General features: G+C 71.5%; 8 protein-coding genes. 1 reads left to right on the forward strand and 7 read right to left on the reverse strand.

Annotated features, from left to right (window positions below; genetic code table 11):
• Positions 1-98 precede the first annotated feature (98 nt).
• The 4 genes from DX116_RS07220 to DX116_RS07235 are packed head-to-tail and all read right to left on the reverse strand — an operon-like array spanning position 99 to position 4,364.
• Complete coding sequence (locus DX116_RS07220) at positions 99-848, reverse strand: alpha/beta fold hydrolase (RefSeq protein WP_199715951.1); 750 nt, start codon at positions 846-848, stop codon at positions 99-101.
• Positions 845-1,735, reverse strand: coding sequence for a carbohydrate kinase family protein (locus DX116_RS07225; protein WP_119703448.1), 891 nt, complete (start codon positions 1,733-1,735; stop codon positions 845-847). Before DX116_RS07225 ends, DX116_RS07220 begins: the two co-directional genes overlap by 4 nt.
• Positions 1,732-2,952 (reverse strand): AGE family epimerase/isomerase, encoded by a 1,221-nt coding sequence (locus tag DX116_RS07230; RefSeq protein WP_119703449.1) that lies wholly within the window; start codon positions 2,950-2,952, stop codon positions 1,732-1,734. Before DX116_RS07230 ends, DX116_RS07225 begins: the two co-directional genes overlap by 4 nt.
• The gene (locus tag DX116_RS07235) at positions 2,949-4,364 is read right to left on the reverse strand and encodes a uracil-xanthine permease family protein (protein WP_119703450.1); all 1,416 of its coding nucleotides are present in this window, start codon (positions 4,362-4,364) and stop codon (positions 2,949-2,951) included. The genes DX116_RS07230 and DX116_RS07235 overlap by 4 nt, the downstream gene beginning before the upstream one ends.
• Before the next feature lie 71 nt (positions 4,365-4,435).
• On the opposite strand from DX116_RS07235, the gene DX116_RS07240 reads away from it, so the two are divergent.
• On the forward strand, positions 4,436-5,365 hold the full coding sequence (locus tag DX116_RS07240) for a hypothetical protein (RefSeq protein ID WP_119703451.1): 930 nt from the start codon (positions 4,436-4,438) through the stop codon (positions 5,363-5,365).
• On the opposite strand, the gene DX116_RS07245 is transcribed toward DX116_RS07240, so the two are convergent.
• The 3 genes from DX116_RS07245 to DX116_RS07255 all read right to left on the reverse strand — a co-directional run bounded on the left by DX116_RS07245 (position 5,359) and on the right by DX116_RS07255 (position 10,575).
• Positions 5,359-5,745, reverse strand: coding sequence for a YchJ family protein (locus DX116_RS07245; RefSeq protein ID WP_119703452.1), 387 nt, complete (start codon positions 5,743-5,745; stop codon positions 5,359-5,361). The two genes, DX116_RS07240 and DX116_RS07245, sit on opposite strands and share 7 nt — an antisense overlap.
• 242 nt (positions 5,746-5,987) lie before the next feature.
• The gene (locus tag DX116_RS07250; RefSeq protein ID WP_119703453.1) at positions 5,988-9,245 is read right to left on the reverse strand and encodes a heterodisulfide reductase-related iron-sulfur binding cluster; all 3,258 of its coding nucleotides are present in this window, start codon (positions 9,243-9,245) and stop codon (positions 5,988-5,990) included.
• Positions 9,246-9,396: 151 nt separating this feature from the next.
• Positions 9,397-10,575: an MFS transporter gene (locus DX116_RS07255; RefSeq protein ID WP_119704179.1), complete on the reverse strand. Its 1,179-nt coding sequence runs from the start codon at positions 10,573-10,575 to the stop codon at positions 9,397-9,399.
• Between the last annotated feature and the right edge of the window lie 155 nt (positions 10,576-10,730).

Raw genomic sequence — 10,730 nt, forward strand, 5'->3', positions numbered from 1 at the left:
GCAGTTCGGTCACCGAGTGGCGCAGTCTCGCGCGACACGCCGTCCCAGAATCGCACGATTGCGCCACTCGCGTGACGGGGCGGGCAGGGGCCGGTGGGTCAGGCGAACCAGTCGGTGAGGGCCTGGCCCAGCTCGGGGGTGCTGGAAGCGCCGACGTGATCGCCCGGCACCTCGACGAAGGTCGCGCGCCGAAGGGTCGCGGCGAGCTCGCGGCCGGCCTCGGGCTCGTCGTCCGCGCCGCTGATGACGAGCGTCGGCGTCGCGATGGACGCCAGCTGCTCGCGCGAGGTGTCGACGGGGGTCTCGAGCACGTGGCGCAGGGCGACCGGATCGCCCTTGACCTTGCGCAGGAAGCCCTCCATCAGCCAGTCGCGCGAGCCCCACTCGTGGTTGCCGAGGTGGTCGAGCACGTGCCGGAACGACGTGCCGCGCCCCGCAGCGTGCAGCAGCTGGTCGAAGCCGGCGCCGCCCACGGCCGCACGTCGGGGCGAGGCGCCGCGCACGAGCATCCGGACGATGGTGCGGGCGCCCAGCGAGTAGCCGCCGAGGTCGTAGTCGGTGAGCCCGAGGTGCGCGACGAGCGCGAGGGCGTCGTCGGTCAGCACGTCGGGCGGGTACGAGGCCGCGTCGTGCGGCTTGGGGCTGTCGCCGTGGCCCCGCATGTCGGGCACGACGACGCGGTGCCCGCTCTCGACGAGCCGCGCGGCGTGCCCGCTGCGCAGCCACGCGACGGTGCCCGTGGTGAAGAAGCCGTGCAGCAGCAGCACCGGACGTCCCTCGCCGACCTCGCGGTACGCCAGCTGCATCCCGCCCTGACCCGTGAAGTGACGGAGCTCGGGGTCGGTCACGGGGTCAGGTCGCTGGTGTGCGGCGGATCGGCCCCCGGACGCGAGCACGTGATGCCGGCGGCGCTGGCGGCATACATCGCCAGGTCGGTCAGCTCGACGTCGTCGAGCTCGCTCGCGCCGGGCCAGTCGTAGGTGGAGCACCACGCCAGCATCGCGGCCATGAAGGAGTCGCCCGCCCCGATGGTGTCGACGACGCGGACGTCGGCCGGCGGGACCGTCGCGAAGGCGCCGGCCGTGGCGATCACGGCACCCTCGCCGCCGCGGGTGATGGCCACGATGCCGTGGTCGGCCGCCAACCGGCGCGCCAGGTCTGCGGGGTCCTCGCCCGGGAACAGCGTCTCGGCATCCTCGTCGCTCATCTTGATGACGGACGCGTGCGGAGCGATCGTCGCGAAGACCCGGCGCCAGACCTCGGGATCGGGCTCGACGGCCAGCCGCACGTTGGGGTCGTACGAGACGGGCACCCCGAGCGCGTCCGCGCCGTGCACCAGCTCGGCGACCAGCGACGCCCCGGGCTCGAGCGAGGTGCCCAGCGAGCCGACGTGCACGGCGCGTACCTCGGACGGATCGGGCAGCGCGTCGGGGTCCCACGTCAGGTCGAAGACGTAGCTCGCGCTGCCGTCGTCGGCCAGCGTGGCCTGGGCCGTCGAGGTGCGCTCGGGGACGGGCTGCAGCTCGTCGAGCGTGACGCCCGAGTCGGCCAGGTGCCAGCGCAGGCCGTCGCCATAGCGGTCGGGACCGATCTGCGCCGCCAGCGTCGTCGGCACGTCGAGCCGAGCGAGCCCGACGGCGACGTTGAACGGCGAGCCGCCCGCGTGCGGCTCAGGATCGCGCCCCGGACGCTGCACGACGTCCACCAACGCCTCGCCGACGACCAGCACCGTCATGCTTGCTCCCCGCCGATCGTCAGGGCCGCGCTCGGGGCGAGCGGCAGGCCGGGCAGGGTCAGGGCGTTGAATGCGTGGTAGGCGTCGGGCTTGCCGCGCCAGGTGCGGGTGGACCGGGCCATCGACGGCGCCAGCTCGTGGTGCCACGATCCCGTGGCGTCGTCGACGAAGTGCTCGGCGATCTCGGACCACCACCGGCTCGCGAGCCCCGCGTAGAGGGCGGTGCCGGTGTAGGTGCTCAGCGCCTCGGCGGCCAGCACGGCCTCGGCGATGACCCAGTGGAAGCGTTCGCGGACGACCGGCTCGCCGTGCCAGTCGGTCGTGTAGGCCAGGCCCGGCGTGTCGTCCTCGGCGGTGTCCTCGACCGCCTGGGCGAACAGCGCCTCGGCGGCTTCGAGGATCCAGGGACGCGGCTCGTCGAGGCTCGCGGCCAGCTGCACCAGCAGCCGCGACCACTCGAAGGCGTGCCCGGGCGTCGCGCCGTACGGCCGGAACGGATCGGCCGGCGACTCCTCGTTGTACTCCGGCACCGGGGTCCAGTCGTGGTCGTAGTGCTCGGGGATGCGCCACCCGTGCGAGCGGGCGTGGATGCCGATGATGCGCTCGCAGATCGCCAGCGCCCGGTCGTGCCAGAGGGGGTCGCCGGTCACGTCCCCGGCGACGAGGTAGGCCTCGACGGTGTGCATGTTGCTGTTGGCCCCGCGGTAGGGGTCGATCTGCGACCAGTCGCGGGTGAACGACTCGACGCAGCGTCCCGACTCGTGCTCCCAGAAGTGGCGCTGGTGGACGTCGCTCGCCTCGGCGAGCAGCTCGTCGGCGCCCGGCACCTCGGCCACGACGGCAGTCGCCGCGGCGAGCAGGACGTGGGCGTGGCCGTAGCAGCGCTTGTCGGTGTCGGCGGTGCGGCCGTCGGTGTCGACCTCGTCGAACCAGCCGCCGTGCTCGTCGTCGTGGAACAGCGTCCGCAGCGCGGTGACCCCGTGCTCGGCGAGACGCTGGGCCTCACTCGTGCCCGCGAGGTGCGCCAGCGCGAACACGTACGTCATGCGGGCGTTGATCCACAGCTCGAGGTTCTTGTCGGGATCGGCCTCTCCGGCATCGTCGAGCCACACGAAACCGCCCTCGGGACGCTCGGAGCGACGGGCGAACCGCAGCAGGTCGGTGCGGGCGGCGTGTCGCCAGGTCGGGGAGCCTGGAGAGTCGTCGGAGAGGGTCATGGGTCCACCGTAGAGGGACGTCCACGCCGTCGCCCACCGCCCGAGCGTCCGTCCGACGCGCGAGTGGTGCCAAGCGGACCTCGAGTGGTGCGGACTGGACAGACACGCCGTCTCAAGACGTCCAGTCCCCCCCCCGCGCCGGGGGGGGGGGGGGGGGGGGGGCCCCAGCCGCGGGCTCGCTGCAGCAGGCGCATGGCGTGGAAGACCACGACCGCGGCGATGGTGCCGAGCGCGATGCCGGTGAACGTCATGTCGCCGGCGCTCAGCGTCAGGTCGCCGATGCCGATCACGAGGGCGATCGCGACGGTGTACTGGTTGACGGGCTGCGTGAAGTCGACGTGGTTGTCCATCCAGATCTTGACGCCGATGAGGCCGATGAGGCCGTACAGGGCGACGGTCACGCCGCCGAGGACGCCCTCGGGGATCGTGTTGAGCAGCGCTCCGACCTTGGGCGAGAGGCTCAGGGCGATCGCCACGACGGCCGCCACCCAGTACGCCGCCGTCGAGAACACGCGGGTCGCGGTCATGACGCCGATGTTCTCGCCGTACGTCGTGGTCGCCGAGCCGCCACCCAGGCCGGCGATCGTCGTCGCGAGGCCGTCGGCGAGCAGCGCCGGGCCGGTCTTCTCGTTGAGGGACGGGTCGTCGGTCAGGTGGGCGACGCTGCGCACGTGCCCGACGTTCTCGGCCACCAGCACCAGCACGACGGGCAGGAACATCGGCACGACCGACCACGTCATGCTCGGGCTCGTGAAGTCGGGCAGGCCGAGCCAGTCGGCGTCGCCGACCTTGCCGAAGTCGAGCTGTCCGCCGATCGCCGCGGCGACGTAGCCGACCACGACGCCGATCAGGATCGACAGGCGTGCCACGAGCCCGCGGAAGGCGACCGCGACCACGACGATCGTGGCCAGCGTGATCGTCGCGATCCAGGGGCCCTTGGCGAAGTTGCCGGTCGCCGCCCCCGACAGGTTCAGGCCGATCAGCGCCACGATCGCGCCGGTCACGACCGGTGGCATCAGCACCTCGATCCACCCCGTGCCGGTGACGGTCACCAGCGCGCCGATCGCGGCCAGCAGGATGCCGGTCACGACGAGGCCGAACAGGGCGTCCGACATGCCGCCGGACGCCATGGCGGCCTGGATCGGGGCGATGAACGCGAACGACGAGCCCAGGTAGCTGGGCAGGCGGTTGCGGGTGAGCAGCAGGAACAGCATCGTGCCGACGCCGGAGAAGAACAGGGTCGTCGTGGGCGGGAACCCCGTCAGCAGCGGCACGAGGAACGTCGCGCCGAACATCGCGACGACGTGCTGCCCGCCGAAGCCGATCGTGCGGGGCCACGTCAGCCGTTCGCCCGGCCGGACGATGTCCCCCTCGGCGATGCTCTTTCCGTCGCCGTGCAGTGTCCAGCTCACGCTGTCGTCCTCTCGTCGGGCCCTGTGCCGGTGACATCGTAGGGGTGCAGGGTGCGAGATGGCCTCGTCGCATGGAGAATCTGCACGTGGCCGGACGGTGGAAGGATGCTCTGCTCCTGACGGAGCCGCGCCGTCGCCGGCGGGTCGCACGGCTGGTCCGCCGCCTCGAACGCCTGGAGCGGCGGGACGCACGCCCCGCTCGCGCGACCCGGTCCGTCCGCCCCGCTCGTGGCCAGGGCGATCGCGGACGACGTCGCGCGACCGTCGCCGTGGCCGTCCTGGTCGTGCTGCTGGGTGGTGCGTCGGTCGCCGCGCGGCTCGACGACTCCAGCAGCGACAGCGCCTTTCCGGGACGTCCCGACGATGCGGCCTCCGCGCCGCTCGGCGCACCCGCGGCCGGGGGCACGGCCAGCGACGCCTACGCGTTCATCGCGACGCAGAAGGGCGGCTCCGACCCGGTGACCTACGATCCGTGCGCCCCCATCCACCTGGTGGTCGACGCGCGCACGATCGTCGACGGCGGCATGAAGCTGCTCGAGCAGGCGCTCGACGAGGTCAGCGAGGCATCGGGGCTCCAGCTCGTGGTCGACGGGCTGACCGACGACGAGGCCCCGGAGGGCGACGCCGTGACGGGCCCCGACCGCACGTGGCTGCCGGTCACCGTGACGTGGAGCGATCCGAAGGCGTCTCCGAAGCTGAAGGGCGACGTGGCCGGGTACGCGGGCAGCTCGTCGATCGAGCGTGACGGGCACCGGTGGTTCGTGACCGGCACGGTGGTGCTCGACGGGCCCCAGCTGAAGCGGATCCTGGACCAGCGGGGCGGACGCGCGGGGGTGCGGTCGGTCATGATGCACGAGCTCGCCCACCTGGTGGGGCTCGACCACGTCGACGCGGCGGGTCAGCTGATGCGTCCCAGCGGGGACGAGTCGATCACCACGTGGGGCGCCGGTGACCGCACGGGTCTGGCGGCAGTGGGCAGCGGCCGCTGCATCCCCTACTGACCGCGCATCCCGTCGAGGTAGAACCACGACCCGCCCTCCCGGACGAACCGGCTCGACTCGTGCTGGCTGCCCGACCCGCTCGGCGTCCGGTAGAACGCCTCGAACTCGACGACGCCGTCGGTCTCGAACGGGCCGCCGCCGCGGGTCGCACGGATGTCGAGGCGGTACCAGCGCCTGTCGTCGTCGAGGTCGAGCGCCGCCGGGCGGGTCGTGGGGTGCCAGGTCGCCAGCAGGTAGTCCGCATCGCCCACGGCGAAGGCGCTGAACCGGGAGCGCATCAGCTGCTCGGCGGTCTGCGCCGCGCCCCGGCCCGTGTGCAGGCGGCCGCAGCAGTCGTCAAAGGTCAGGCCGCTGAGGCAGGGGCACCGTGTCGCTGACATTTCTTCATCCTCCTCCGTGACCCGCCTGGGGGAGCGTCGTTGATCTTGTCGAACCGGACACACTCCCTCCCGTCCGATTTGCGACGCTGGTCGATGCGATCAGCACAAGGTCCGGCCCGTGGCTCCCTCCCGGCCGGACTTTCGCATGTTCGGGGCAGGGCCGTGGCCCAGGCCTACGAGAACGGGGAGCCTCACCGTCACCTCGTGACTGCGACGCTCCCCGTTCTCGGTGCGTGATGCCGTTACTTCGTGGTGTCGTCGTCCTCGACGTCGTCGAAGGCCAGCTGGGTGGCCGTCGCGCTGAGGTCGGCGCCGCTGGGGTTGGCGTCGGTCAGCTCGGCGACGTCCTCGGAGACCGGGTCGGCGGTCGACGTCTCGTCCTCGACGGGCGTGATGCCCTCGGGGGTGGTCTCGGCCTCCTCGTCGCGGGCGTCGGACTCGACGGGCTCGGTCTCGTCGGGGACGGCGGTGACCTCCTCCGCGGGGGCCGCGTCGGGCTCGGGCGTGGGCTCGGGCTCGGGCGTGGGCTCGGGCTCGGGCGTGGACGCTGTGGGCTCGTCGGGCGTCAGGTCGGTGTTGACCGGTCCGACGTTGGCCCAGGCGGCCTTCTCCTTCTCGGACGCCTCGCGGTCGTCCGGCTCGTCGGTGGCGCCGGCCTCCTCGTCGCGGGCGTCGGACTCGACGGGCTCGGTCTCGTCGGGGACGGCGGTGACCGTCTCGGCCGGGGCCGCGTCGGGCTCGGGCTCGGGCGTGGACGCTGTGGGCTCGTCGGGCGTCAGGTCGGTGTTGACCGGTCCGACGTTGGCCCAGGCGGCCTTCTCCTTCTCGGACGCCTCACGGTCGTCCGCGTCGTCGACAGCCTCCGTCGTGACGTCGGCCTCAGCCTGCGGCTCGGTCGGAGCGGCCTCGTCCTCGGCGGGCGTGGGTGCGGTGGCTCCCGACTCGTCGGAGTCCGGCGCGTCGGCGGCCTCGGGAGCCTCGGCGCGCGCGTCGGCGTTGCGGGGGCCGGTCGCGTCGGCCGACTCGTCGGCGTGACCGCCGCCGTTCTCGTCGACCTTGACCCCGTGCTCGGCGGCGATCGCCTGGTCGGCCTCGTCGCTCTTCTGCGACGGCTCGTCGAGCTCGTCGACGTCACCGGTGTGCTTGTCCTCCGGATCGCCCTCGGTGTGCGCCTTGGCGGCGGCACCGACGTCCTCGGTCGCGGTGACCGAGTCGGGATCGGCGGCGTCGGCGGCGTCCGGCTCGGCATCGGTCGCGGGGGCGGTGGCAGCAGCGGCCGTGGCAGCCTCGGCCTCGGCGACCACCTGGTCGTCATCGGCCTGCGTGGGCTCGGGCGCGCGCTTGACGCCGGCGAGCAGCATCTGCGCGACGTCGAGCACCTCGACCTCCTCGCGGGCCGCACCCTCCGACTGCTTGAGCGTCAGCCCGTCCGACAGCATGACGCGGCAGAAGGGGCAGCCGACCGCGATCTGGTCGGCACCGGTGGCGATGGCCTCCTCGGTGCGGTTGACGTTGATGCGCGAGCCGATGGTCTCCTCCATCCACATGCGGGCACCGCCGGCGCCGCAGCAGAAGGACTTCTCGGAGTTGCGCGGCATCTCGGTGAACTCGGCACCGGGGATGATGCTGAGCAGCTCGCGCGGCGGCTCGTAGACCTTGTTGTGACGGCCCAGGAAGCACGGGTCGTGATAGGTGATCTTCTTCTTCTCCTCGTTCGCCACGGGCGGGCGAGGCGTCAGCTTGCCCTCGCGCACGAGGCGGTTGAGCAGCTGCGTGTGGTGGACGACCTCGAGCTCGACGCCGAACTCGGCGTACTCGTTCTTGAGCGAGTTGAAGCAGTGGGCGCAGGTCGAGACGACCTTCTTGACCTTGGTCTCCTTGAAGACCTCGGCGTTCTGCATCGCGAGCTGCTGGAAGACGATCTCGTTGCCGGCGCGGCGGGCGGGGTCGCCCGTGCAGGTCTCGCCGTCACCCAGGACGGCGAACGTCACGCCGGCCATGTCGAGCAGCTCGGCGACGGCCTGCGTGGTCTTCTTGGCGCGGTCCTCGAAGGCGCCGGCGCAGCCGACCCAGAACAGCCACTCGACCTCGTCGAGGTCGTCGACGTCGACGCCGACCTGCTTGACCTCGAAGTCGAGCCCCTTGGCCCAGTCCATGCGGGCCGAGGGGTTCATGCCCCACGGGTTCCCCTTGCGCTCGAGGCCCTTGAAGATGTTGTTCAGCTCGGCGGGGAAGTTGGACTCGACGAGCACCTGGAAGCGGCGCATGTCGTCGATGTGGTCGACGTGCTCGATGTCGACGGGGCACTGCTGCACGCAGGCGCCGCAGTTGGTGCACGACCACAGGACGTCGGGGTCGATGACGCCGTACATCGACTCGTCGCCGATGAGGGGGCGCTCGAGCTCGGCCTTCTGCTCGTCGGTCAGGTTGGCCTGCTCGTCCTCCGACAGCGTCAGGAGGGGCGCCTTGGCGTAGGCGTGCTCGCGAAGGCCCAGCACCAGCAGCTTGGGCGACAGCGGCTTGTCGGTGGCCCAGGCGGGGCACTGCTCCTGGCAGCGTCCGCACTCGGTGCACGTCGTGAAGTCGAGGATGCCCTTCCAGGTGAAGTCCTCGACCTTGCCGACGCCGAGCTTCTCGAAGTCCTCCTCCTCGAGGTCCTCCATCGCCTCCATGTCGAGGGGCTTGCCCTGGATGTAGATGGGCTGCAGGCCGCCGAGGGCGGTGCTGCCGTCGCTGTTGCGCTTGAACCAGATGTTGGGCCAGGCGGTGAAGCGGTGCCAGGCCACGCCCATCGTGAGGTTGCGGGCGATGACGATCAGCCAGACCATCGCGAGCGTGATCTTGAACATCGCGACGAAGAAGATGACGTTCTTGAGACCCTGCTCGGACTCGGGGTAGAGCAGGTCGCCGACGTACGAGCTCAGCGGGAAGTGCGCGCGTCCGCCGTGCTCGCCGCCGTGGAAGTTCTCGATGAGCTTGTACTCGGCGCCGCGGATGAACAGGATCGCCGCGCCCTCGAGCATCGCCATGGCCTCGACGAAGTAGGCCTGCCAGAACGTGGAGCCGAAGAAGCGGCTCTTGCGGTCGAGGCGGCGCGGGTGGTTCCACTGGCGGACGGCGATCAGGTAGACGATGCCGATCGTGCTCAGCAGGCCGAGGCCCTCGGCCGCCCACTCGTAGAGGTAGAAGTGTCCGATGATCGGCCAGGCGAACTCGGGGTCGAACAGCTGGAAGTAGCCCTGCAGCACTGCGGTGCTGAGCAGCACGAACGCGGCGTACACGAACCAGTGCGCGACGGCGACGGCCTTCTTCTGGAACATCCGGGTGTGCCCGAACGTCTCGATCAGCATGTTGGCGGTGCGCTTGGCGGGGTTGTCCCGGCGACCGACGAGCGGCCGTCCGGTGCGCAGCACCTTCAGCATGTCGCGCACGGCCTTGGTGATGAGTGGCAGTGCCACGGCGGTGATGACAAGCGAGACGATGATCGCGACGACCTGCATGACGGTCCCTACTCTCTGGCGACGAGCCGGGCCCGACGACGACCCTGACAGTAGGGCCGACATTAACCGGTCGGTAACTTTCGCGCCCAGTAAGGCTTGCCAAACGGCTCCGGAGTGAACGGGGTCACATCGGAGGGTGGCTGCCCTCGATTCAGGCCTTCGCGTGCTCGCCGCGCACCGGAACGAGAGCGATCGCGAGCAGGGGGAACACGGCGACCAGCGCGAACGCCGCCTCGTAGCCAAGCCCCGTGACGAGCGCGCCCACGACGGGGGGCACGGCGGCCGACACGAGGTACTGGCCGGTGTTCTGGATGCCCATCGCGCGTCCCGACCAGAAGGGCCCGCCGATCTCGGCGACGGCGGTGAACGCGAGGCCGTTGTCGGCGACCGTCACGACCGTGGCGACGACGATCAGCACGACGGCCACGGGGGTGGGCTCCAGAAAGCCCAGCAGCAGCATCGTCACTGCGGCCAGGACGGCCACCTGGCGCAACGGCGCGAGGCGGCTGCCGACCCGGTCGGACCACGCGCCGACGCCGATGCGTCCGGCCGCTCCCAGCAGCTGCGTGACGGCGACCAGGATGCTGGCCCAGTGCGTCGACCACTCCTTGGTGTCGATGAGCCACACGAGCATGTAGGTCCACACCGTGAACTGGGGCACCACCAGCAGCACCGAGACGGCGTGGATCCGCAGGAGGCGGCGGTCGCCGCGGTACGGGTTGGCCAGGTGATGCTGCGCGTCGGCCGCGGCGCGGTCGGGTCGGGGCGGGTCGACGATCAGGACGGCGCACAGCACGGTGCCGACGGCGCAGGCCGCTGCGATGACCAGCAGCGTCGTGGTCAGCCCGCGGGACGCCACGAGGTTGGGGACGATCACGGCGGCCAGCCCGACGCCGAGGGGGAGCCCGGTCTGGCGGATGCCCATCGCGAGCCCGCGCCGGTGCGGCGGGAACCAGCCCACGACGATGCGCCCGCTCGCGGAGTTGGTGCTGCCGCCGGCCGCGCCGCCGATGAACAGGAACGTGGCGAGGGCGACCAGCGACCCCGACCAGGCGGCCGCGACGGCACAGACGGTGACGAGTCCCAGCCCCGTGACCATCGAGAAGCGCTCGCCGAGGCGGTCGACGACCACGCCCCACGCGAAGAGCGTCACGGTGATGCCGAGCAGGGGAGCCGATGCGACGAAGCCGGCCTGCACGAGGCTCAGGCCCCGCTCGCGCACGAGGTACGGGATCAGGAACGGGGCGGCGTTGACGAACAACGTGCCGGATACCTGTCCGAGCATCGACACGGCGAGCATCAGCCACTTGTCGGGGGTGCGCGTCTGCATGGTGTCCACATCCTGATACGAATCGTCTCAGGATTCAGACTACTCCTGTCACGCGCGAGAGCGGTGCGATGGCGTCCACATCGTCGACGGGAATGGACGCCATCGCACCCCGCCGAAGGGGCGGGGGGGGGGGAGCGGGGGGGGGGGGGGCGGGG

This window comes from Aeromicrobium endophyticum, from assembly GCF_003586285.1.
GTDB classification, from domain to species: Bacteria; Actinomycetota; Actinomycetes; order Propionibacteriales; family Nocardioidaceae; genus Aeromicrobium; species Aeromicrobium endophyticum.